This is a genomic window from Microvirga mediterraneensis, assembly GCF_013520865.1.
In the GTDB taxonomy this organism is placed as follows: Bacteria; Pseudomonadota; Alphaproteobacteria; order Rhizobiales; family Beijerinckiaceae; genus Microvirga; species Microvirga mediterraneensis.
On the sequence record NZ_JACDXJ010000001.1, the window covers coordinates 4173808 to 4194961 of the forward strand.

The 21154-nt window shown below is 64.8% G+C and carries 19 protein-coding genes and 1 pseudogene; 12 read left to right on the forward strand and 8 right to left on the reverse strand.

All coding sequences use genetic code 11. The features are described 5' to 3' along the window. Window positions 1-39 precede the first annotated feature (39 nt). Window positions 40-117: pseudogene (locus H0S73_RS26290) on the reverse strand (dihydrofolate reductase family protein); the annotation flags it as partial. Window positions 118-229: 112 nt separating this feature from the next. Here H0S73_RS26290 and H0S73_RS19790 point away from each other — a divergent pair. The 12 genes from H0S73_RS19790 (at window position 230) to H0S73_RS19845 (ending at window position 11015) form a co-directional block, all read left to right on the forward strand. Continuing rightward, the gene (locus H0S73_RS19790) at window positions 230-466 is read left to right on the forward strand and encodes a hypothetical protein (RefSeq protein WP_246389104.1); all 237 of its coding nucleotides are present in this window, start codon (window positions 230-232) and stop codon (window positions 464-466) included. Between the two features lie 332 nt (window positions 467-798). Further along, on the forward strand, window positions 799-3246 hold the full coding sequence (locus tag H0S73_RS19795) for an arylsulfatase (protein ID WP_181053755.1): 2448 nt from the start codon (window positions 799-801) through the stop codon (window positions 3244-3246). A 44-nt stretch (window positions 3247-3290) separates the two neighbouring features. Continuing rightward, window positions 3291-3572 (forward strand): hypothetical protein, encoded by a 282-nt coding sequence (locus tag H0S73_RS19800; protein WP_246389105.1) that lies wholly within the window; start codon window positions 3291-3293, stop codon window positions 3570-3572. Window positions 3573-3962: 390 nt separating this feature from the next. Further along, the gene (locus tag H0S73_RS19805) at window positions 3963-4202 is read left to right on the forward strand and encodes a DUF3302 domain-containing protein (protein ID WP_181053756.1); all 240 of its coding nucleotides are present in this window, start codon (window positions 3963-3965) and stop codon (window positions 4200-4202) included. Next, window positions 4199-5134: an HlyD family secretion protein gene (locus H0S73_RS19810; protein ID WP_181053757.1), complete on the forward strand. Its 936-nt coding sequence runs from the start codon at window positions 4199-4201 to the stop codon at window positions 5132-5134. Before H0S73_RS19805 ends, H0S73_RS19810 begins: the two co-directional genes overlap by 4 nt. Before the next feature lie 28 nt (window positions 5135-5162). Beyond that, window positions 5163-6473: a DUF1214 domain-containing protein gene (locus H0S73_RS19815; protein ID WP_181053758.1), complete on the forward strand. Its 1311-nt coding sequence runs from the start codon at window positions 5163-5165 to the stop codon at window positions 6471-6473. Window positions 6474-6952: 479 nt separating this feature from the next. Next, on the forward strand, window positions 6953-7744 hold the full coding sequence (locus H0S73_RS19820; protein ID WP_181053759.1) for a F0F1 ATP synthase subunit A: 792 nt from the start codon (window positions 6953-6955) through the stop codon (window positions 7742-7744). 94 nt (window positions 7745-7838) lie between these two features. After that, a complete protein-coding gene (locus H0S73_RS19825) occupies window positions 7839-8159 on the forward strand; it encodes a DMT family transporter (RefSeq protein ID WP_181053760.1) in 321 nt (106 codons plus the stop codon). 202 nt (window positions 8160-8361) lie between these two features. Then, the gene (locus H0S73_RS19830) at window positions 8362-8610 is read left to right on the forward strand and encodes a DUF6894 family protein (RefSeq protein ID WP_181053761.1); all 249 of its coding nucleotides are present in this window, start codon (window positions 8362-8364) and stop codon (window positions 8608-8610) included. Window positions 8611-8756: 146 nt separating this feature from the next. Next, a complete protein-coding gene (locus tag H0S73_RS19835; protein WP_246389350.1) occupies window positions 8757-8966 on the forward strand; it encodes a helix-turn-helix domain-containing protein in 210 nt (69 codons plus the stop codon). Window positions 8967-9241: 275 nt separating this feature from the next. Further along, window positions 9242-9715 (forward strand): VOC family protein, encoded by a 474-nt coding sequence (locus H0S73_RS19840; RefSeq protein WP_181053763.1) that lies wholly within the window; start codon window positions 9242-9244, stop codon window positions 9713-9715. 187 nt (window positions 9716-9902) lie between these two features. Further along, window positions 9903-11015 (forward strand): TIGR03118 family protein, encoded by a 1113-nt coding sequence (locus tag H0S73_RS19845; protein WP_181053764.1) that lies wholly within the window; start codon window positions 9903-9905, stop codon window positions 11013-11015. Between the two features lie 191 nt (window positions 11016-11206). Here the strand turns inward: H0S73_RS19845 and H0S73_RS19850 are convergent, their stop codons facing one another. From H0S73_RS19850 to kdpB, 7 genes are all read right to left on the reverse strand, one after another. Then, complete coding sequence (locus H0S73_RS19850) at window positions 11207-12043, reverse strand: alpha/beta fold hydrolase (protein ID WP_181053765.1); 837 nt, start codon at window positions 12041-12043, stop codon at window positions 11207-11209. A gap of 390 nt (window positions 12044-12433) precedes the next feature. Beyond that, on the reverse strand, window positions 12434-14353 hold the full coding sequence (locus tag H0S73_RS19855; protein WP_181053766.1) for a potassium transporter Kup: 1920 nt from the start codon (window positions 14351-14353) through the stop codon (window positions 12434-12436). Then, on the reverse strand, window positions 14354-14821 hold the full coding sequence (locus tag H0S73_RS19860; protein ID WP_181053767.1) for a hypothetical protein: 468 nt from the start codon (window positions 14819-14821) through the stop codon (window positions 14354-14356). A 266-nt stretch (window positions 14822-15087) separates the two neighbouring features. After that, complete coding sequence (locus tag H0S73_RS19865; RefSeq protein WP_181053768.1) at window positions 15088-15780, reverse strand: response regulator; 693 nt, start codon at window positions 15778-15780, stop codon at window positions 15088-15090. Next, window positions 15777-18458 (reverse strand): sensor histidine kinase, encoded by a 2682-nt coding sequence (locus H0S73_RS19870; RefSeq protein WP_181053769.1) that lies wholly within the window; start codon window positions 18456-18458, stop codon window positions 15777-15779. Before H0S73_RS19870 ends, H0S73_RS19865 begins: the two co-directional genes overlap by 4 nt. A 22-nt stretch (window positions 18459-18480) precedes the next feature. Then, entirely contained in the window at window positions 18481-19101 is a 621-nt protein-coding gene (gene kdpC, locus H0S73_RS19875) for a potassium-transporting ATPase subunit KdpC (protein WP_181053770.1), read from the reverse strand. A 12-nt stretch (window positions 19102-19113) separates the two neighbouring features. Further along, window positions 19114-21141 (reverse strand): potassium-transporting ATPase subunit KdpB, encoded by a 2028-nt coding sequence (gene kdpB, locus H0S73_RS19880; protein WP_425488233.1) that lies wholly within the window; start codon window positions 21139-21141, stop codon window positions 19114-19116. Window positions 21142-21154 lie beyond the last annotated feature (13 nt).

A 21154-nucleotide genomic window follows, 5' to 3' on the forward strand; every position in this document is an offset into this window, starting at 1 on the left:
TTGTTCACCACGATGAAGGACCTTGGAGTAGGTTGCATCCTAGAATCGGTAGTGCAGCCGCACGCAGCCCTTGTCGATCGCCTGAGCGCTGACGAGGGTCGGACTCGCGCGGACGCCATTCCCTGCATCGACTATGCCCTCGGACTGAGCCCGCGCGAGGCATTTCTCGGCGACTTTCAGTTCTACTACGCCAAGGCTTACTTTCCAGGGTGCAAAGTACGAGCTTGGATTGAGTTATGCGCGGGAGGCGCATCGCTTGCGGTCCGGGCACGTACATCCGCTGATCATCGGCGCGGCCTGTGCCGGCCTTCTGGACGACCAGGAGGCTGCCAAGGACTTGCTCGGACGGCTCAAGTCGCTCGTCCCCGATATCTCGCGAGTCTCGGTCGAGGCAACATCCGCTTTCGTCCGCGCCGAGGATCGGGCACGCCTGATCGAGGGCCTTGCCCGTGCCGGCCTGGAGTGACCGGTTGGATTGACCTTGTGAACCAGGATCGTCCACTCATGGCACCCGCCGGACCTTAGCCTTATTGCCGAAGCACGCCTGCCTCATGCGGAGCAGATGTTCGCCCGGCCGATCGCCCCACGTAGATCGTGTAACGGCCGGAACCTCTTTCCGCAGCTGATAACCCTCAAGACCGGAGTCCAAAGAGCCGGTGATCGGTCCGGTTCTGTCAAAAGGATGTCTCACCCGGTCAAGCAGCTCTCACGGTCAAGCGTAGAGTGCCGGCTTCATGGCAGCACCGGGGCCAGGAGGGCCGTCGGCTGTGGGCGTGCACCGAGCATCGGAGCGTGGACATGCGAGCGGTAACTCTCACCCTTTCCCTGGTCACCGCCAGCGTTCTGGCCCTCTCCGCGGCTCAGGCCCAGCAGGTGACCGGAACCCCGGGCTCCCCCGGCTCCACGACGACCATCGACGGCAAGCAACTGCCGCCGCCCGATCCGGCCTTCGGCGGGATCATCAAGGAGAGGGCCGCCGAGTCGCAGCCCTGGTGGCCGCCGCGCGTCGTGCCGCCGAAAGGCGCGCCCAACGTGCTGCTGATCATGACGGACGATCAGGGGTTCGGCGCCCCCAGCACCTTCGGCGGCGTCATTCCCACGCCCAACATGGACCGGATCGCCCAGGCCGGGTTGCGCTATACCAATTTCCACTCGACGTCGCTCTGCTCGCCGACCCGGGCGGCGTTGATCACCGGGCGCAATCATCATTCGGTGGGGTTCGGCGTGGTCGGTGAAATCGCAACCGGCTTCCCCGGCTACGACTCGATCATCCCGATCGAGAAAGGCACGGTCGGCACGATCCTGAAGGCCAACGGCTACGCGACCTCATGGTTCGGCAAGGACCACAACACGCCGTCCTATCAGTCGAGCCAGGCAGGCCCCTTCGATCAATGGCCGAACGGCATGGGCTTCGAGTACTTCTACGGCTTCGTCGGCGGGGACGCGAGCCAGTGGCAGCCCAACCTCTTCCGCAATACGACGGCCATCTATCCCTTCCAGGGCAATCCGGGCTGGAACCTGGAGACGGCGATGGCCGACGAGGCGATCCAGTACATGAAACAACTCAAGGAGGTCGCCCCCGGCAAGCCGTGGTTCGTTTACTACGTTCCGGGCGCCACCCATGCGCCGCATCATCCGACGCCCGAGTGGGTCAAGACGATCAGCGATATGCATCTCTTCGACGAGGGCTGGAACAAGCTGCGCGAGACCATCTTCGCCAATCAGAAGCGGCTCGGCATCATGCCCGCCACCGCGAAACTGACGCCCTGGCCGAAGGAGCTGCCGGAATGGGATTCGCTCAGTTTCGACGAGAAGAAGCTCTTCATCAGGCAGGCGGATATCTATGGGGCCTATCTGGCCTATGCCGACCATGAAATCGGCCGCGTGATCCAGGCCGTGGAGGATATGGGCCAGCTCGACAACACCTTGATCATCTATATCGGCGGCGACAACGGCGCGAGCGCCGAGGGCATGCTCAACGGCACGCCGAACGAGTTCACCACCTTCAACGGCATCCCCGTGCCGGTCAAGGATCAGTTCCTCTGGTATCCGTTCTGGGGATCGGAACGCACGTTCCCGCATTTCGCGGCCGAATGGGCGTGGGCGATGGATACGCCGTTCAAGTGGGTGAAGCAGGTGCCGTCCCATTTCGGCGGAACGGCTCAGGGCGTGGCGATGGCCTGGCCGGGCCACATCGCGGATGTGGGCGGCATCCGCCGCCAGTTCCACCATGTCATCGATATCGTGCCGACCATTCTCGAAGCGACGGGCATTCCGCAACCCGACACGATCAACGGGATCAGGCAGATCCCGATCGAGGGCGTGAGCATGGCCTACACCTGGGACAAGGCGAACGCCGAGGCTCCGACGCGGCACACCACGCAGTATTTCGAGATGCTCGGCAACCGCGCCATCTATCACGACGGCTGGGTGGCTTGCACGACCCCGGCGACGCTGCCGTGGGAGCTGAGCACCAAGACGCCGCCCGACGTGATCACCGGCTACAACTGGGAGCTCTACAACGTCCAGGAGGATCCCACGCAGTCCAACGATCTGGCCGCCAAGATGCCCGACAAGCTCAAACAGATGCAGGACCTGTTCTATGCCGAGGCGAAGAAGTACAATGTGCTGCCGCTCGACAATTCGACGCTCACCCGTTGGAACACGCTGCGCCCAAGCCTGACCGCGGGCCGCACGGAGTTCACATATTCGGGTGAACTGATCGGCACGCCGGCCAGCGCCGCGCCGAGCATCCTCGACAAGTCCTACAGCATCACGGCCGAAGTCGAGATCCCCGACGGCGGCGCGGAGGGCATGATCGTGACCCAGGGCGGGCGCTTCGGCGGCTACGGCCTGTTCCTGAGCAAGGGCGAGTTCGGCGTCGGGCGGGGCAAGGTGGTGTTCATGTACAACCTGCTCGACCTGAAGCGCACGACCTGGGAGGGGCCGGAGCTGGAGCCGGGCAAGCACATCATCGTGTTCGACTTCACGGCTGCCGGGCCCGGCTTGGGCAAGGGCGGCACGGGGGTACTGTCGGTGGACGGTAAGGAGGTGGCGCGGAATTCCATGGACCACACCACGCCGGTGACCTTCCCGGAGGACGAGACCTTCGACATCGGCCAGGACACGCGCACACCGCTGGCCCTGCTCGAATACCGCTACGACGTCCCGTTCAAATTCACGGGCAAGATCGACCGGCTGACCTTCAAGCTCGAACCGGAAAAGCGGGCGGAGGCCACGCCCTAGCGGTCCAGTCAATCGCAACCGGGCGCGGGCATGAGGGACCAGGCATGATCGGTACGAGGAACAGACCGCTCATGGTCGCCGCCGTCGCTGAAGCGGCGACCGGCTTGGCATTGCTGCTGGTTCCGTCCCTCGTCGGGCAATGGCTGCTCGGGGAGGCGCTCGTCGGCGTCGCCATGCCGGTGGCACGGGTAGCCGGCATCGCGCTGATCGGACTGGGGATCGGCGTGCTGCTGTGGCCGGCGGTTGCCGTGTACGCGGTCCTGTCGGTCCTTCTTGGACATGCTTGGCTGGTCAGCCCCCAACAGCCGAAGCGAAGCGGCATTTGACGTCCCGAACGGGCGGAAACTCTCGGCTCATGATCCGGAACAGCCCTTCCAATCCGCTGGTGCCCCTGACCAGATTCACAGCCGGTGGAAAGACGCCATGCTGCGGTCCCTGGAGACGCTTTGCGCCTGTCCTGGCGCTTGAGATTGCCGTTGGCCTCGTCACGAACCTTGGCGCGGACGACATTCCGCCCTGGAGGGCGCCGGTTCTTGTCGTCCCCTCCTGGCCGCCTAAGTCATAACATAAGTAAAATGTCCTGCGTCCGACCTTGGCTCCGGCGAGCCACGTTTGATCGGCGGCTTCGTCGACGTCGCTCCTGAACCGCGTGGTTGCGTCAACCCAGAGGAGGAGCCTATGGACCTGCGCAACGAGCCGTCCGGGACACCCGTACGATGGCCGTGATCGACATCTTCGCCTGGATCGTGCTGCTCGTGCTCGTCGGCACGCTCGTGGCCATCGTCGCGGCGCTCGGCATGATGCCGGGCCGCATCGCCCGCAAGCGCGGACATCCCTGGGCGGAGGCGGTGGCGGTCGGAAGCTGGGCCACGCTGGTGTTCGGCTTCGTGTTCTGGCCGCTGGTCCTGATCTGGGCCTATGTCGACGTGCCGACCAGGCGGGAGACGCCGCGATGATCGTCGTCCTGCTCAATGCCTACATCGCGCTGCTCGCCCTGTTCGTCTGGCTCCGGTTCATCCCGTTCAACACCTTCTGGAAGCTCTCGCCGGTCCTGGTGCTGCTTGCCCTCCTTGTCGGCCTGTTCATCCCCATGGGCTGGGGCGCTCCCTCCGGACCCGCGGCGGTGATCCGCAACTCGGTTCAGATCATCCCCTCCGTGGCAGGGGAAGTCGTCGACGTGCCGATCGCGGCCAACGCGCCGATCAAGGCAGGCGATGTGCTGTTCCGGATCGACCCGACCACCTACCAGGCCCAGGTCGACACCATTCAAGCCCAGCTCAAGTTCGCCCAACTGCGTCTCGGTCAGTTCTCGGAACTCCAGAGCCGTGACACCGGACGCGCGTTCGACGTGCAGCAGCGCGAGGCCGAGGTCGAGCAGTTGCGCGCCGAGCTCGAAGGCGCCAAGTGGAACCTCGACAAGACCACCGTGCGGGCTCCGGCCGACGGCTACGTCACCAATCTGGCGCTGCGCAAAGGGGCGCGGGTCACCACACAGTCGCCGGTGATGGCCTTCATCGACACGTCGGAGACCATCTTCGGCGTCGAGATCCCGCAGATCTACGCCCGCTACATCGAGGTCGGACAGCCGGTGGAGGTCACGTTCAAGCCGCTCCCGGGCGAGGTCTTCCCTGGGCGTATCGAGACGGTGTTGCAGGCCATCGCCACCGGACAGACGCAGGTCGGCGGCCTGGCCGTCGTTCCGTCAGAAATCCAGGCGCCGCCGTTCGTCGTCCGCATCAGGCTCGATGATCAGGAATTGGCGAAGCGCCTGCCGGCGGGGAGCACGGGACTGGCGGCGATCTATACAAACCACGTCACGGCCGCGCACGTCATCCGCAAGGTCGTGCTGCGGCAGACGGCGATCGTCAATTACATCAATCCCTTCTGATCGCGATCGCGGCACACGGGAGAAGACAATGAAAGTGATGATCCTTGCAACGCTCGCGGCTATCGCCTTCGCGGCACCCGTACGGGCGCAGACGGCGGCGATTTCCGACCAGGACATCAGCGACGCCTACATCTATCTGCTCGGCCGCCTGATGGTGACGCGCCAGCAGCAGCTCGACTTCCAGGAGGGCTTCCAGTGGAACGAGATCCGGCACCGCAAGCCCGGAGCCGTCGATTGGCCCAACCCGAACCTCGACGTCGCCTATTCCGAAGCCTGGGTCGCCGTCGACGAGGCCAGTTGCACCATCGTCTCCGTGCCGAGGATCGAGGATCGTTACTACACGGTGCAGTTCCTGAACGGCTGGGGCGAGACGCTGGCCAACATCAACGAGCGCCTCTTCCCCAAGCGGCCATCCGGTGACTTCGCCATCTGCCTTCGGGGATCAACCGTCCCCGTGCCTGCCGATGCGCAGCGCATCGACCTTCCCGTGAAGTACGCGCGCGTGCTCGCCCGCGTCGCGTTGGGTGACGACTGGGACAAGGCGGTCGCCTTGCAGCAGCAGTTCACGCTCAGGGCCACCGGAACCCCGAAGCTGCCGGACATCCCGAAGACGCCGATCTTCGCGCTCGAGAACCTGCCCGGCGTGGAGGCCTTCGAGGCGGCGGAGATTGCCCTCGACAGCGAGCCTGACCTCAATCCCGGCCTGGAGCCGTTGCAGGACAAGACCCGCGCCATTGCGAAGGCGGTCAAGGATCCCGAGCAGCGGGCGCGGGTCGACAGGGTCATCCGCACGGTCGGGTTCGCCGATTTCGCCAAGGGCGGGCCGCCCATCGGGCACGGCACCATCCGCAACGGATGGGCCCGTCCCGCCGTGGTCGGTGCCTACAACATCGACTACCTGGCGCGCACCCTGATCAACTACGGCGGCATCTGGGCCAACATCGCCCCGGAGGTGATGTACTACCGGGCCAGCACCGATGGCTCCGGGGCTCCCCTGTCCGGTGACAATGCCTACACGATGACCTTCACCAGGGATCAGCTCCCGGCCAACTACGCGAACTACTTCTGGTCCGTGATCGCCGTGGACACCAAGCACTTCCGTGTCCTGCCCAACCCGCTCAACCGCTTCCTGATCAACGAGCAGTCCAAGCCCGTCTATGGTCCGGACGGATCGCTGAAGCTCTACTTCGCGGCCGAGAAGCCCGCCGACGCGCCGGACGGCAACTGGCTGCCGACGCCGAAAGGATCGGTCTATCGCCTGACCTTCCGCTTCTATGGCCCGATCAGCGGCGTGGCGAACGGCACCTATTACCCGCCGCCGATGCAGCGCATGAACTGAGCCCATCCGAAACGCGGGCGATGCCGCTATCCATGGAGGCTGAGCCATGACGACCCAGCGAACCTGGCAGGCCCGCTTCCCCTGTTGGCCCCTTGGAGCCGGTCTGCCTGCGCCGAAAGGAGTCGGCTTCACCCTGTATCCTGCGGGCCTGCTGGTCGAAGGCCCGCACCCTTCGACGACTCTTGGACAGCGCCGCCGTGCACCGGGCGGTGCGATGTTTGATCGTGATTGGGAATGGCACGAGGCCGACCTTAGCCTTACTTCCGAAGCGCAGGATTAAGCGGGCTTTCGTTCAGGCTCACGGTGCCACCGAGGTAGACCCGGTGCAGACATTCGCATTTTTTGAGGAACGAAGACCCAGGTCCAACAGACGACCTTTGCGCTTGCAACAGCCTCACTGGGTTTGATATAGCCACCCTGCCTCGGGACGACCCTTGGCCTTCGCATCATCGGGGACGGCCCCACCGTCGCGGCATCGCATGCCGTTTCTGTGGCTTCGACCTGAAAGCGGAGGCGTCCCGGTGGCCAGCCCTATTGAACAATTCGTCATCAAGACCATCGTCCCTCTCGGAAGCGTGGGCGGGATAGAGCTCGGACTGACGAATGCGGCCGCGTTCATGATCCTGGCCGTCACGCTGATCATCGGCGGGCTGCTTTGGGCCACACGTGAGAAGGCCGTCGTGCCCGGCCGCGCCCAGGCCGTGGCCGAGATGCTGCACGAGTTTATCTCCGGAACCCTTCAGGATGCGGCGGGCAGAGAGGGAATGAAATTCTTCCCCCTGGTGTTCTCGCTGTTCATCTTTGTCCTGACCCTCAACCTGCTGGGCATGATCCCTGGAGGCTTTACGGTCACAAGCCAGATCGTTGTGACGTTCGCTCTCGCCTTACTCGTGATCGGGACCGTGCTCGGTTACGGCTTCATGAGGCACGGCTTTCATTTCCTGGGGCTGTTCGTGCCCTCAGGCGTCCCGAAATGGCTCCTTCCGGTGCTGGTGGTCATCGAGATCATCTCGTTCCTGTCGCGGCCGATCAGTCTTAGCCTGCGTCTGTTCGCCAACATGCTGGGCGGGCACATTGCCCTGAAGGTCTTTGCCAGCTTCGTCGTCTCGCTTGGGACAGCCGGGATCGGCTTTGCCCTGTTGTCCCCGCTTCCACTGGCGATGGCCGTGGCGCTCACCGCCTTCGAGTTCCTGGTCGCGGTCCTTCAGGCCTACGTGTTCACGGTGCTGACTTGCATCTACCTCAACGATGCAATCCATCCGGGGCACTGACGCCACCCGGCCCAGGAAGAACCAGAGGACGACCTCTCCCATCATGGGTGAACCCCGCCAGGACGGCTTGGCTTGAAGCAAGAGAGGTTTGACAATGGCTTGGATTTATCTGTTGGTGGCGGGTCTGCTGGAGGTTCTGTGGGCCTACACGATGAAGCAGTCGATGGGGTTCACGAGGCTGGTGCCGAGTGTCGTGACCATCGTGGCGATGATCTTCAGCTTCGGGCTCCTGTCGTTCGCCATGCGGGTGCTTCCGCTGGGCACCGCCTATGTCATATGGACGGGGATCGGCGCCATCGGCGCCTTCATCGTCGGCATCGCGGTGCTCGGGGAGCAGGTCACGGCCCTGCGGGTCGGCAGCGCCGTCTTCATCCTGATCGGTCTCATCGGCCTCAAGATGGCATCAGACCACTAGGGTCGGGCGAACAGGGATCGAGGCTCCGGGTTCTCTTCTGAAGTCAACCAAGCGTCGGCTTCAGAAGAGAACCCGGAACATATCAACACGACGATCCCGGAAAGAGCGATTGAGTCTAAGAGGACAGACACCGCTGCTCCTGATGGAACTCTCATCGCGAAGGGCACTTGGCTCTCTAGCGCCGCCCATGCAGAGAGAAGCCATGCCAAAGTACTTCTTCAATATCCATATCGGCGGGGGCGTTCTCAGTGACCCTGAAGGGCAATCCCTGCGCGATCCCGATCAGGCGTGGGAAGTCGCGAGCGCCATGGCTCGGAACCTGATGGACACCCAGTTCGACAAGCCGATCAATTGGGCTTCATCCCACATCGAGGTGAAGGATGACCTGGATGAGATCGTCCTGGAATTTCCGTTTTTGGAGGCTCTTCAGCTCAGTCCGAAATCCCACTGAAGGGCTCGGCAGAACAAAGCTTAGGTCAACCGGGAGCCGTCGTCCGAACCTTTCTTATCCACGCTCTCCACAGGCCCCTCTTCAGCCTATCGACGAACCTGAAGGCTCATGACATGTTCACTATATGTTCTTCAAGGAGATTCGTCGTGACCGCCACAAACCAAAAGCTGACCACCGAGCAGGTTCTCGAGGCTCGTCTGAGGTTTGCATCCGGGGAACGGGAATGGAGCAAGCTCTCAAAGGATTACGGCGTGAGCCGGGAGACCATCAAAAGCGCCGTCGTGGGCGAAACCTTCAAGGAGCTCCCGATGCCGCCCAAGAGGGTCCTGGATCTTCGACCCTTTCCCTATGGCTAAAGCATCGGACCCAAAGGTGGATTCCACTTTTGGGATCAATCCGATACTCCACTCTTGGAAGAGCGCATCGTTCGGTGCGATAGGCAATTCCCGCCGATCCTGGCCCGGCCATCCGGCCTCCGGCATCGGCTGCCCGGGCGCGGACCGTACTCTCGATGGCGACTTCGTGGCCGCGCGGCGATGGGATGAAACCGGGCACGCGCCGCGGCTTGTTTCTTAACGAACGACGGCAAGAATGGCCGGAAGACCGGCATCAAAGGGAGAGGAACACGCGCATGGCCAAGAATACGATCTGCCTCTGGTACGACAAGGATGCCGAGGCGGCCGCCCGCTTCTACGCGGAGGTCTTTCCCGACAGCGCGGTGCATGCCGTGCACCGGGCGCCCGGCGATTACCCGTCCGGCCAGGAGGGCGACGTGCTGACGGTCGAGTTCACCGTTGCGGGAGTCGCCTGTCTGGGCCTCAACGGCGGGCCTGCGTTCAAGCACAGCGAAGCCCTCTCGTTCCAGATCTCGACCGCCGACCAGGAGGAGACCGACCGCTACTGGAACGCCATCGTCGGCAACGGCGGCCATGAGAGCGATTGCGGCTGGTGCAAGGACAAATGGGGCGTGTCCTGGCAGATCACCCCGCGCGTCCTGATGGACGCGCTCGCGGCGGGCGGCGACGAGGCCAAGCGCGCCTTCGCGGCGATGATGACCATGCAGAAGATCGACGTCGCCGCCATCGAGGCCGCGCGGCGTGGGTGAAGCGCCGTCGCGCTGGCGGCGACGTTTCCGCCAGCGCTTGGCCGTTCGTGGCTCCGGAGCGATGCATCCACGAGCCTAATTCTGCTCTAACTCTCGGGACCTACGATCACCGGCCCGACAGGCGTCATGCCGATCCCTGACCCTGATGTCGGGAAGTGGGGGCTTCTCTCAAGCCATGGAGGCGTTGATGAGCGCCTATTCCTTCGATCCGCTCGGACAGACTTCTCGATCCGCACACCATCCTGGGCAGCAGGCGAACTCCTACACTCAGACGAATCTCGTCTCCGACGGCTTTCTGCCTGCCGCGCATACCGACCCGAACCTGATCAATCCCTGGGGCGTCGCCAGCAGCCGCACCGGTCCGTTCTGGGTCTCGGACAACGGGACCGGCGTCACCACGGTCTACGACGGCAAGGGATCCCCGGTCTCGATCGGCGGCCATTCGTCGATCACGATCGCGGCCCCTCCCGGGCAGACGGATCCTTCCGCCCCGACGGGCCAGGTCTTCAATTCCACGCATAAGGGATTCAAGATCACCAGCAACGGGCACACGGCGTCGGCCGATTTCCTGTTCGCGACGGAAGACGGCACCATCTCCGGGTGGAACCCGAACGTGGACAGCGGCAGCTCCGTGATCGCCGTCGACAAGTCCGCATCCGGCGCCGTGTTCAAGGGCCTGGCCATCGGCACGACGCATGGACACACCTATCTGTATGCTGCGGATTTCCATAACGGCGCCGTCGACGTCTTCAACAGCCAGTTCCATCAGGTGAAACACTTCACCGATCCGAACCTGCCGGACGGCTATGCGCCGTTCAACGTGCAGGCGCTCAACGGCCATCTGTTCGTGACCTTCGCCCTCCAGGATGCGGACAAGAAGGACGATGTCGCCGGCGCGGGCCACGGCTATGTCGACGAGTTCGATTTCTCCGGCCATCTTCTTCACAGGGTCGCCTCGCAGGGCCCGCTGGACTCGCCCTGGGGCCTGGCCATCGCACCCTCCGGCTTCGGGGAATTCTCCCATGACCTGCTGGTGGGAAACTTCGGAGACGGGAGGATCAACGCCTACGATCCTCACGATTTCCATTTCCTCGGCACCGTGGACGATCCCAGCGGCAATCAGGTCGTGATCGGCGACCTCTGGGCGCTCGTACCCGGCAACCATGGTCCCAACAGCGATCCGCACAGCGTCTATTTCACGGCGGGCGTGCAGGATGAAGCGCATGGCCTGTTCGGAAAGCTCACGGTCGCTCCGGCGCAGGCGCCTCAGCATGCTGCGGCAACGGATTGGCTCATCTGATCCGTCCCGAGCGGTTCCTGCGCGCGAGTGGCTGAGAGACGTGCGCCCTAGAGCATCGTGCGGAAAAGTGGACCTCCTTTTGGGTCCGATGCTGTAGCCTCCCCGGACGTGATCCGGGGAGGCGACGATGTCGAGTTATCCGCGACAGGGTTCCGGCGCGGCATCCTCCCCTACCGATACCGGCCGGGCTTTCAGCCTTGGACGAAGGCCAGCATGTCGGCATTGAGCCTATCGGCATTGACGGTCAGCATGCCGTGGGACAGACCGGGATAGGTCTTGAGCGTGCCGTTCTTGAGCAGCTTGATCGACTTCAGCGCCGAGTCCGCGATCGGGACGATCTGATCGTCCTCGCCATGCAGGACGAGGGTCGGCACGGAGATCGCCTTGAGATCCTCCGTCTGGTCGGTTTCCGAGAAGGCCTTGATGCCGTCGTAATGCGCCTTGGCGGAGCCCATCATGCCCTGCCGCCACCAGTTCTGGATGACGCCCTCGTGCGCGGCCGCGCCGGCGCGGTTGAAGCCGTAGAACGGACCGGCGGGAACATCGCGGAAGAACTGCGCCCGATTGGCCGCCAGTGCCGTGCGGAAGCCGTCGAACACCTCCATCGGCAGGCCTTCCGGGTTGCTCTGGGTCTTGAGCATCAGCGGCGGAACCGCCGAGACCAGGATCGCCTTGGTCACGCGGCCCGCGGGCTCGCCGTGCCTTGCCACGTAGCGGGCGACCTCGCCGCCGCCGGTGGAGTGGCCGATCTGGACGGCGTTCCTCAGGTCGAGGGCTTCGACCACCGCGAAGGCGTCGGCGGCATAGTGATCCATGTCGTGCCCCCCGGCGACCTGCTCCGAGCGGCCGTGCCCGCGCCGATCATGGGCGACGACACGGTAGCCCTTCGAGAGGAAGAAGAGCATCTGCGCGTCCCAATCATCGGAACTGAGGGGCCAGCCGTGGTGGAACATGACCGGCTGGGCATCCTTCGGGCCCCAGTCCTTGTAGAAGATGCGCGTGCCGTCCTGCGTGGTGATCGTATCCATGAAAGGCTCCCTTGCGCGTCGGCTGGTCTGTCCCTGCCGCGCCCTGCCCAACCGACGGGGCAGAACGGACGGTCGTGATCGTATCACCCTGATCATGACCGGCCTGCGATCATTGGCAACCGGTTCAACGACGGCAGGATGACCTGCATCGTGTTCCATGCCGTCCCGAACACTCGGGCATCGGGCGCGAATTCGAGCTCGCATCCGCTGCTCCGAGCCTTTGTCTTGTCGCATCCCCATGCCGGCGTCGGCTACGGATCCGGCAGGAAAGTCGCCGCCGTCTCGTGAATGTCCGATGTGACCGCCTTATGCGGACCTTCGGCCCATCTCGCGTCGGTGCCATTGTGAGGCATTCCAGGGGCTCTTCGGAACCACCGGCCAAGTGTCCGTTCAGACCGTCACCTGGGTGCCCACCTCGACCACGCGCCCGGTGGGGATCTGGAAGAAGTCCGTGGCGTCGCTGGCGGACTTGGCGAGGCTGATGAAGAGTTTGTCCTGCCAGAATGGCATCCCGCCATGCACCGAGGGCCGGATCGAGCGGCGCGAGACGAAGAACGACGTCGTCATGATGTCGAACTTGAAGCCTTGCTTGCGCAGGAGGGCCAACCCGCGCGGGATGTTCGGAGCTTCCATGTAGCCATAGGTCATGGTCACCCGCCAGAACGAGTCCTCGAGAGGCTCGATCCGGACACGTTCGTCGTTCGCCACGCGCGGTGCGTCCGCGGTCTTTACCGTCAGCACCACGTTCTTCTCATGCAGGATCTTGTTGTGCTTGAGGTTATGCAGGAGGGCCGCGGGCGCAACTTCTGGATCGCTCGTCATGAACACCGCGGTGCCCTTCACCCGATGCGGCTGGCTCTTCTGCAACATGCCGATGAGCTCGAGCAGCGGCACGTCCACCTTCCGGGTCTTCTCAAACAGGATGCGCGTCCCGCGCCGCCACGTCATCATGAGCATGACCAGCAGCGCACCGACCAGGAGCGGCATCCAGCCGCCCTGCGGGATCTTCAGGGCATTCGCCGCAAGGAAGATCGTGTCGACCAGCAGGAAGGGCGCAATCACCGCCACCGAGGCCCAGAGTGGCCACTTCCAGAACCGCCACACCACGAAGAAGGCCATGATGGCGGTGACCACCATCGTTCCGGTGACCGCCAGCCCATAGGCATGAGCCAGGGCGCTCGAACTCCGGAACATGACGACCAGGATCAACACGGCGCCGAGAAGCAGAAAGTTCATCTTCGGCACGTAGATCTGGCCCTTCTCCGTCTCGGAGGTCCAACGAATCTCCATTCGTGGCAGCAGGCCCAGCTGGATGGCCTGCTGCGTGATGGAGAACGCACCGGTGATCACCGCCTGGCTGGCGATGATGGTGGCGACGGTCGCCATGCCGACCATCGGGAGAAGCGCCCAATCGGGATAGAGGAGGAAGAACGGGTTTTCGATCTTGGCCGGGTCGGCCAGCAGCAGCGCGCCCTGGCCCATGTAGTTCAGGGCCAGGCATGGCAGGACGAAGCTGAGCCACGCGAGCTGGATCGGACGTCGTCCGAAATGGCCCATGTCGGCATACAACGCCTCGGCTCCAGTGACGGCCAGGAATACCGCCCCGAGGGCGAACAGGCCCGCCGTACCGTGTGTGGCGAGGAACACGATGCCGTAGGTCGGGCTGATCGCCGCCACGATGCCGGGTGCGTCCGAAATGTGGAGGATGCCGCCGAGCGCCATCAGAACGAACCACAGCGCCATGATGGGGCCGAAGAACGCGGCCACGCGTGCCGTTCCATGGCTCTGCACCGAGAACAGGGCGATCATGATCACAAGGCTGAGCGGCAGGATGTAACGATCGAGAGCCGGAGTGACGAGCTTCAGACCTTCGACGGCCGAGAGCACCGAGATCGCCGGAGTGATGATGGCATCGCCGTAGAATAGCGCCGCTCCGACCATGCCGAGCACGGTAATCACGAGCACGTTGTGGCCCATGGCTCTCTGAGCGAGCGCCATCAGGGTCAGCGTGCCGCCCTCGCCGTTGTTGTCGGCGCGCAGGATGAACAGCACGTATTTGATCGTGACGATGACGATCAGCGCCCACAGGATCAGCGACACGATGCCGAACACCATCTCGCGGGTGACGGTGCCGCCCGCGGCCGCGGCCGAGAGGGATTCCTTGAGCGCATAAAGGGGGCTTGTGCCGATGTCGCCGTAGACGACGCCCAGCGTGCCCAGGGTCAGCAGCCAGAAGCTGGACGCATGAGGGGGGCCCGCATGGGCGGACGGCTCTGCGGGGCGAGGCTGGCTTGAGGCCGTTGCAGTCATTTATCTCTCCACCTCGCGGCCGATGGAGGTCGCTCCGGCCCGGTCCATCCGCCTGAACACCGTGACATTGCTGGGACAGCGGCCCTGAGCCTTCTGGACCTGAGCCTGGACGAAGGCCCCGAGGATCGCGAGAGCCGGGTTGCCGTGCTGGAACTCGGCCACGTCCTCGACCCAGTTGATCGCCAGTCCGCGGACGCAGATCGCGCAGTTCCAGCGGCTGTCGTCGCAGGACAGGTGGTGGATCACCCAGTCCGGCAATTCCCAGCCGACCAGCCAGAAGCCCAGATCAACCCAAGCCTCGGCTTCGATCAGGCGCCGTACGGGAGCGGTGGGGCCGAGAGCCGATCTGAGCCGGGGACAGGCATGTTCCAATACGTCGGCCACGAGTCCGACCTGCGGTTGGGAGGCCGTCTCGATGCGAGACAGGAGGGAACGGAGATCCCGCTCCGGATTTTGCTTCGGCCACATCTTGGCTGTCCAAACTGATCACGGCGGATCCCCCGCCCCGACCTCTGGCTCTGACATGGCCGGTCTCGCATAAAAAATCGATCCGGATGTGACGGGCCCGATATAAAGGCCGCATAAAAGCGCGTGCCTGGACCGGACCTGGAACACTTTTCGGTGAAGGCGTTCCGGCTCGCCGCCAAAACCGCGGCAACGCAAGAAAGAGAGCTGTTTCCAAGCAAGTGGAACGGCTCTCGCGCATCGTGCGGACCTAAAACGGGATCGGCGCCCTAGGCGACATCCATCAGGCGGTAGCCGATGCCCGGCTCGGTGAGGATGAAGCGCGGGTCGGAGGGGTTCGGCTCGATCTTCTGCCGGAGCTGGCCGACATAGACGCGCAGGTACTGGGTATCGTTCTCGTGGGCTGCGCCCCAGACGGCGGTAAGGACCTGCTTGTGGGTGACCACCTTGCCCGCATGGGCCGCCAGGAAGGCGAGAAGATCGAACTCCTTGGGACTGAGGCTTACATCGGCTCCCTGGAACGTCACGCGGCGCCGGGGGATGTCGATCTCCAATCCTCCGACGCTGACGACCGGCGTCTCGCCCTTGCGCTGCATGCGATGGCGCAAGGCCGTGCGCAGCCGGGCCATGAGCTCGCCCATGCCGAACGGCTTGTTGACGAAATCGTCCGCGCCGAGATCGAGGGCGGCGATCTTCTCGGCCTCGCGATCACGGGCCGAGAGTACGATGATCGGCACGTCCGACCATTCGCGCACCCGGGCGATCACGTCCTTGCCGTCCATATCGGGCAGGCCGAGATCGAGCACCACCACGTCGGGAGCCTCGGTGGCGATGCGCTTCAAGCCCTCGGCGGCCGTTCCGGCGCTTACCGCCTCGTATTCGTTCGCCTCCAGAGCCGGCTTGAGGAAACGGAAGATCGCCGGCTCGTCGTCGATGACGAGCACGCGCGTCAGGTTGGTCATGCCTTCTTCTCCTCCAGCGGCAGCCTGATCGCGATGCGGGTGCCGTGCGCGTCCGCGACGGGACTCTCCGCGACGATCGCTCCACCATGCGCGTCGACGATCCCTTTGGCGATGGCCAGACCCAGCCCGGTGCCCTCGCCCCCGTCGCCATCATGCTCCCGGCCACGGGCGAATTTCTCGAAAACCTTCGGAAGCAGGGCCGGAGGGATCCCTGGCCCATCGTCCGTGACTGACAGCACGACGTCCCGGCCATCCCGGCGAGCCGCGAGTTCCACCTTCGCATCCGGCCCCGCATAGCGAACCGCATTGCCAATGATGTTGGCGAGCGCCTGATCGAGCAGGGAGGCATCCGCCTCGACAAAGGGCAGATCCGGGTCGACGTCAAGACGGAAGGCCTGTGTTGCCCCTCGTCGCCGGGCGACGGCCACGACCCGGTCGAACGCTTCCCGGATGTCGACCCAGTCACGGCGCAGCTCGAGGGCGCCGGCCTCCACCCGGGTCATCGACAGCAGGTTGCGGACCATCCGGTCGAGGTGCTCCGCCTCGTGCTTGACCTGGTCCAGCAGGTCTTGGCGGGCAGGCTCCGACAGCTTGGGTCCATAATCGATCAGGCCGGTCGCCGCTCCGAGAATGGACGCGAGGGGCGTCCGGAAGTCGTGGCTGATCGAGGCCAGGAGGGTGTTGCGCACCCGCTCCGACTCGGCGGCCGTGTTGGCCGCCACGATCGCCCGCGTCAGCCGTGCCCGTTCCAGGGCCGCCGCCGTGAGCTCCGCCACCGTCTCGGCAAGCGTGCGCATCTCAGAGTCCAGGGCGGCCCCGTCGAGCGCGACACCCATCACCCCGACCCGGCCATCGGACGAGCGCAAGGGCAGGAAGAGCCAGCGCGCCGACGGCAGGGTTCCTGTCCCGGCGCCGGCCGTTTCGTCCTTGTCATAGGCCCAGCGGGCCGCAGAGGCCGAGGCGGTGTCGAGCCGGTCCTCCGGTGGCCAGGAGGCTGCAAGCTCAAGGCTGTCGCCCTGGGACAGGAGGATTGCCACGGGCCGGTTGAGGTAGCCGTTGAGCTCCACGACGGCGCCTTCGGCGACCGCATTGGCATCGGGGAAGCTCGAGAGCCGGCGGGTGAACTCGTAAAGCCGCCGCGTCGCCCGCGCCCGGCTGACCGCCGCCGCGGCCTGCTCCCGCGCCCGCCCGGCCAGGGCGGAGGTCAGGACCGCTGCGCCGAGGAAGATGAACAGGGCGAGCAGCTCGTGCGGACGCGCCACCGTGAAGGTGTAGACCGGGTCGATGAAGAAGAAGTTGTAGCCGAGGAACGACAGGATCGAACTGACGACCGCAGGCCAGATCCCGAACCGGACGGCGGCGAACAGCACGGCCACCAGGAAGATCATGGAGACGTTCGGCAGCGGAACAATGGAGGCCATCGCCAGCGCAACGACAATAGCCGTGGCAACCGCCAATGCGGACCAGAGGAAAGGAGCCCACGGCCGGCTGACCTTCATCCGTGGGAGACGGCCCCACCATCGCACCTTCCGGGCCTGCCCGTCCTTGGCGGTCACGACGTGAATGGCGATATCCTCGGCATGGTGAACCAACTGGTGGGGCAAGGAACGCCCGACCAGTTCGGACAGAAAGCCGCCACGGGATCGTCCTACCACGATCTGGGTGACGTTCTCAAACCGGGCGAACCGCAGGAGTTCCTGAACCATATCGCCTGCGACGAGCGTCTTAGCCTCTTCGGCGCCCAGGCGCTCGGCAAGCTGGAGCGTCTCGTCGATGCGCCGCCGCTCCTCGCTCCCGAGCAGCGCGCTCGGTCGCTCCACGGTCACGGCGAGCCAGGGAGCGCCGATGGCCTCGGCCAACCGCTTGGCGTGTCGCACGACCACCGGTGAGGCCTCGTCCGTGCCGACGCAGACGAGGATGCGCTCCCCTGCTGCCCAGGGGCCTTCAAGTCCACTGCTCTGCATCCGTTCGAGCAGGTCGCTGTCGATGCGCTCGGCGGCCCGGCGAAGGGTCAGCTCACGCAGGGCGACCAGGTTGTTGGGACGGAAGAAATTGTCGACCGCGCGGGCCGCCGTATCCTGGACGTAGACCTTGCCCTCGGCCAGCCGCTTGAGAAGCTCGTCCGGCGGCAGGTCGACGAGGACCAGCTCATCCGTTTCGTCGAAAGCCGCATCCGGCACGGTCTCACGCACGCGAACACGCGTGATGCGCTGAACGACGTCGTTGAGGCTTTCGAGATGCTGGATGTTCAGCGTCGTCCAGACGTCAATTCCCGCCGCCAGCAGTTCCTCGACATCCTGCCATCGTTTCGGATGACGGCTGCCCGGAGCGTTGGTGTGAGCATATTCGTCGACGAGAATGAGTTGAGGATGGCGCTGCAGCGCGGCGTCGAGATCGAACTCCTGCACCATCCGGCCCCGATAGGGAACCGACAGGCGCGGCAGGATCTCGAAACCTCCCAGAAGCTCCTCCGTTTCCTGGCGCCCGTGGGTTTCGACGAGGCCGATCACCACGTCTGTCCCACCGTCTCGGGCCGTCCGGGCGGCCTGGAGCATGGCATAGGTCTTCCCGACGCCAGGAGCCGCCCCAAGAAAGATCTTGAGGCGGCCGCGACCTTCGCGGTTGGCGAGGGTGAGAAGCGCGTCCGGGCACGCGCGGGGCGTCTCGGTCGAAGCCATGAGGGCTTATGCCTCCAGTGCGTCAGGATACATCGCGCGTTCCCTGAGAGCTCAGCCGGTCGAGGGCTCGGTTGACCAGCAGGACATTGACGCGGGGCTCCCCGAAGATGCCGAAGGTTCGCCCTTCGGTCGAGGTCTCGATCACGTGCCTGATCTGCTCTTCCGGAAGGTTCCGGGCCGCAGCGATGCGGGGGGCCTGCGCCAGCGCAAAGGCCGGGGAGATGTGCGGGTCGAGGCCACTGGCGGAGGTGGTCACGGCGTCGCCTGGAATCGGCTGCGCCAGGCCAGATGCCTGCCAGGCCTCGGAGGATGCGGTCAGGCGATCCGCCAGCTTCGCGGAGGTCGGCCCGAGATTGGAGCCGGTCGAGGCCGCCGCGTTGTAGGGCGCATCCACCGTCCTCGACGGATCCGCGGGGTCGGCGGCGCTCGTAGCCGAGGGGCGCGGCCAGAGATAGCGGTCCGACGTGAATGCCTGACCGATCAGCTCGGAGCCGACAACGCGGCCATCCTGCACGATCAGGCTGCCATTGGCCTGCGCCGGGAAGACGAGCTGTCCGATCCCCGTGACGGCAAAGGGATAGACGAGTCCCGTCAAGGCCGTGAACAGGACAAGCAGGACGAGCGAGGGACGAAGATATGACATGTCGGACTCCTTTCAGGCCCAGCCGATCGCCGTGACGGCGAGGTCGATGATCTTGATGCCGACGAAGGGCACGACGAGCCCTCCGAGGCCGTAGACGAGCAGGTTTCGGCGCAGCAGGGTTGCCGCCCCGAGGGGACGATAGGGAATGCCGCGCAGGGCCAGCGGGATCAGCGCGACGATGATCAGCGCGTTGAAGATCACCGCCGACAGGATCGCGCTCTGGGGCGTCGACAGGCCCATGACATTGAGCGCTCCGAGTTGCGGGATCGCAGCCACGAACAGCGCCGGGATGATGGCGAAGTACTTGGCCACGTCGTTGGCGATGGAGAACGTCGTCAGGGATCCTCGCGTCATCAGGAGCTGCTTGCCGATCCCGACGATCTCGATGAGCTTTGTCGGATTCGAGTCGAGGTCCACCATGTTGCCGGCCTCGCGGGCGGCCTGCGTGCCGGACTGCATCGCCACGCCGACATCGGCCTGCGCCAGTGCCGGTGCGTCGTTCGTGCCGTCGCCGCACATGGCCACGAGACGTCCTTCCGTTTGCGCGCGGCGAATGTAGTCAAGCTTGTCCTGCGGGGTCGCCTCGGCGATGAAGTCATCGACTCCCGCCTCCGAGGCAATCGCCGCCGCCGTCACGGGATTGTCGCCGGTCACCATGACGGTGCGGATGCCCATGCGCCGCAGCTCGGAGAAGCGCTCCTTGATGTCGGGTTTCACCACATCCTTGAGGTGGATGACGCCCAGCAGCCGGCTTCCGTCCGCCAGTCCGAGAGGCGTACCGCCCGAGCGCGCGATGCGATCCACGGCGGCGGCGAAGGTCTGGTCCGACACGGTTCGGCCGCTGGCGTCCCGCACGAAGCGGAGAACGGCATCCACCGCTCCCTTGCGCAGGTTCCGCTTGCCGAGATCGACGCCGGACAGGCGCGTCGTGGCGGAGAACTCGATGAAGCGGGCATCGTCCGGAGACTGCCCGGGGGCTTCCATGCCGTACTTCTCCTGAACCAGCGTCACGATGGAGCGGCCCTCCGCCGTCTCGTCCGCAAGGCTCGCCAGGAGAGCGGCCTCCGCCGCCTCGCGCTCCGTGACGCCGGAGACCGGAATGATCTCGGACGCCATGCGGTTGCCGAAGGTGATGGTGCCCGTCTTGTCGAGCAGCAGCGTGTCAACGTCTCCCGCCGCCTCCACGGCCCGTCCCGACATGGCGAGCACGTTGAAGCGGATGAGACGGTCCATGCCGGCGATGCCGATGGCGGAGAGCAGGCCGCCGATGGTCGTCGGGATCAGCGTCACGAGAAGCGCCACGAGCACCGGGACCGGAACGTCGGCTCCGGAGTAGCGCCCCAATCCGGACAGCGTCACCACGGCGATCAGGAACACGATCGTCATGCCCGCCAGCAGGACGTTGAGGGCGATCTCGTTCGGCGTCTTCTGCCGCTCGGCCCCCTCCACAAGAGCGATCATCCGGTCGAGGAACGAGGAGCCCGGCGCCGCCGTGATCCGGACCACGAGCCAATCCGAGATCACCGTGGTGCCGCCGGTAACGGCGGAGCGGTCGCCGCCCGACTCGCGGATGACCGGTGCGGACTCGCCCGTGATGGCCGCCTCGTTGACCGAGGCAATGCCTTCCACCACCTCGCCGTCGCCCGGGATCAGATCTCCCGCCTCGACGAGAACGAGATCGCCGATATCCAGCTCGAGCGCCGACACGTTGGCGTGGAGCTCCCTGCGCTCGGGATCGTACAGCCGCTTGGCGACGGTCTGCGTGCGGGCCTGGCGCAAGGTGTCAGCCTGTGCACGCCCACGGCCTTCGGCAACGGCTTCTGCGAAATTGGCGAAAATCACCGTGAACCACAGCCAGGCGGCGATCTGCCCCGTGAAGAAGGCGGAGGCGCCGGTGGCGAGATCCCGGATGAAGAGGATGGTCACCAGCAGAGCCACCACCTCCGTCACGAAGATCACGGGATTGCGGACAAGAACTGCAGGATTGAGTTTTCTGAAAGAGTCGAGGACCGACTGGCGCAGGATCGTTCCGTCGAACATCGAGATGGTCGCT

What these genes read in the sequence shown, in the direction of transcription:
- H0S73_RS19795 (WP_181053755.1), top strand. Translation starts at nt 799, where the DNA reads ATGCGAGCGGTAACTCTCACCCTTTCCCTGGTCACCGCCAGCGTTCTG.
- H0S73_RS19800 (WP_246389105.1), top strand. Translation starts at nt 3,291, where the DNA reads ATGATCGGTACGAGGAACAGACCGCTCATGGTCGCCGCCGTCGCTGAA.
- H0S73_RS19805 (WP_181053756.1), top strand. Translation starts at nt 3,963, where the DNA reads ATGGCCGTGATCGACATCTTCGCCTGGATCGTGCTGCTCGTGCTCGTC.
- H0S73_RS19810 (WP_181053757.1), top strand. Translation starts at nt 4,199, where the DNA reads ATGATCGTCGTCCTGCTCAATGCCTACATCGCGCTGCTCGCCCTGTTC.
- H0S73_RS19815 (WP_181053758.1), top strand. Translation starts at nt 5,163, where the DNA reads ATGAAAGTGATGATCCTTGCAACGCTCGCGGCTATCGCCTTCGCGGCA.
- H0S73_RS19820 (WP_181053759.1), top strand. Translation starts at nt 6,953, where the DNA reads ATGCCGTTTCTGTGGCTTCGACCTGAAAGCGGAGGCGTCCCGGTGGCC.
- H0S73_RS19825 (WP_181053760.1), top strand. Translation starts at nt 7,839, where the DNA reads ATGGCTTGGATTTATCTGTTGGTGGCGGGTCTGCTGGAGGTTCTGTGG.
- H0S73_RS19830 (WP_181053761.1), top strand. Translation starts at nt 8,362, where the DNA reads ATGCCAAAGTACTTCTTCAATATCCATATCGGCGGGGGCGTTCTCAGT.
- H0S73_RS19840 (WP_181053763.1), top strand. Translation starts at nt 9,242, where the DNA reads ATGGCCAAGAATACGATCTGCCTCTGGTACGACAAGGATGCCGAGGCG.
- H0S73_RS19845 (WP_181053764.1), top strand. Translation starts at nt 9,903, where the DNA reads ATGAGCGCCTATTCCTTCGATCCGCTCGGACAGACTTCTCGATCCGCA.
- H0S73_RS19850 (WP_181053765.1), bottom strand. Translation starts at nt 12,043, where the DNA reads ATGGATACGATCACCACGCAGGACGGCACGCGCATCTTCTACAAGGAC.
- H0S73_RS19855 (WP_181053766.1), bottom strand. Translation starts at nt 14,353, where the DNA reads ATGACTGCAACGGCCTCAAGCCAGCCTCGCCCCGCAGAGCCGTCCGCC.
- H0S73_RS19860 (WP_181053767.1), bottom strand. Translation starts at nt 14,821, where the DNA reads ATGTGGCCGAAGCAAAATCCGGAGCGGGATCTCCGTTCCCTCCTGTCT.
- H0S73_RS19865 (WP_181053768.1), bottom strand. Translation starts at nt 15,780, where the DNA reads ATGACCAACCTGACGCGCGTGCTCGTCATCGACGACGAGCCGGCGATC.
- H0S73_RS19870 (WP_181053769.1), bottom strand. Translation starts at nt 18,458, where the DNA reads ATGGCTTCGACCGAGACGCCCCGCGCGTGCCCGGACGCGCTTCTCACC.
- kdpC (WP_181053770.1), bottom strand. Translation starts at nt 19,101, where the DNA reads ATGTCATATCTTCGTCCCTCGCTCGTCCTGCTTGTCCTGTTCACGGCC.
- kdpB (WP_425488233.1), bottom strand. Translation starts at nt 21,141, where the DNA reads ATGTTCGACGGAACGATCCTGCGCCAGTCGGTCCTCGACTCTTTCAGA.